Annotated in this window: 1 protein-coding gene and 2 pseudogenes; 1 reads left to right on the top strand and 2 read right to left on the bottom strand. The window is 33.8% G+C overall.

Annotated features, from left to right (window positions below):
* Nucleotides 1–141, bottom strand: a pseudogene (locus FTV25_RS15970) (IS982 family transposase); the annotation flags it as partial.
* 217 nt (nt 142–358) lie between these two features.
* On the opposite strand from FTV25_RS15970, the gene FTV25_RS15965 reads away from it, so the two are divergent.
* Nucleotides 359–523 carry a hypothetical protein gene (locus tag FTV25_RS15965; protein ID WP_180004535.1) on the top strand — a complete coding sequence of 55 codons (165 nt, stop codon included), beginning with the start codon at nt 359–361 and terminating at the stop codon, nt 521–523.
* Between the two features lie 394 nt (nt 524–917).
* Here FTV25_RS15965 and FTV25_RS15960 read toward each other — a convergent pair.
* A pseudogene (locus tag FTV25_RS15960) lies at nt 918–1,029 on the bottom strand (IS982 family transposase); the annotation flags it as partial.

The raw sequence follows: 1,029 nt of genomic DNA, 5'->3' as shown, positions 1-1,029 counted from the left end.
AAAAGTGATTTCTGAGATACTCAAGTGAGCGGCTCGGACTCTGGAGAAACGACGACTTTGTTTAAGGAAATTCCAGTAGGTTGCTTCAAATTTAAGAAAGAAATCATCAATTACGCAAAATAATTCGATACTATTAAACATCGGGACTAGAGTTTTAAGTTTTGTGTGGTAACTCAACTGATGGCTCTAGTCCTCTTATTTTTCAAGTCAATTTTTTATCCGCGATTCGGGTTACATAAGGTGAAAGGGTTTTCACGCTAAGCCCGAATATCTTACATAAGCAGACATCGCTAATACATGTCTAAAGATTTTTATCCCCTACACTGAAATCAAGTTTTAGAGAATTAGAGGATTTTGCATGAAACAGTTTTCGAAAGTTCTAATACTTATTACGATGGGTATTTATGGTACTTCTACTATTGCAGCAGATACAATTCCCTTGGAAGCTAAAGCTGCCGCAGAAGCACAAAAAGCTGCGCTAGAATATTCTGAAAATCAGAAGAGTGTTTCAGGCTCAGACTGAAACAAAATAAAGCCCACGGAGGGCTTTATTTACATACGAGAACCATTAGAAAAAAGTTATTTTAATAACTTAATGATTGTCCTACTCCATAAACCATCAAGGTAATAAGGAATACGACCAATGCGGAGACAGCTAATTCTGCTTTAGTCATGTGTTTTACCCTCATGGAGAGCTGTATATTATTTATACACCACCTAAGCATAAAACCAAATAACAAAATATTACATAATCTTGAACAATTAAACTAAAGTAAAACAAAAAATAAGAGATCCAGCCTATAAATTAAACACTTATTATCAACCGCTATCTGTTTAATTTTCATAAATTTATAGAATTTCATTTGAAAAAATTAATAGATTATTTCTTTAAAATAATAAAATAACCCGAATCCTGCTTAAGCCGATGACTTCATAATTTGAATTGTTGGCTTATTTTTATGGATCAGTTGATATGCACACAAGGACGCGTAAATCCCTCCTAGAAATCCATGAACACTACGTGCTTTG

Source organism: Acinetobacter sp. YH12249 (assembly GCF_013417475.1).
Taxonomy (GTDB): Bacteria; Pseudomonadota; Gammaproteobacteria; order Pseudomonadales; family Moraxellaceae; genus Acinetobacter.
This window is presented reverse-complemented; position numbering and strand designations above follow the sequence as displayed.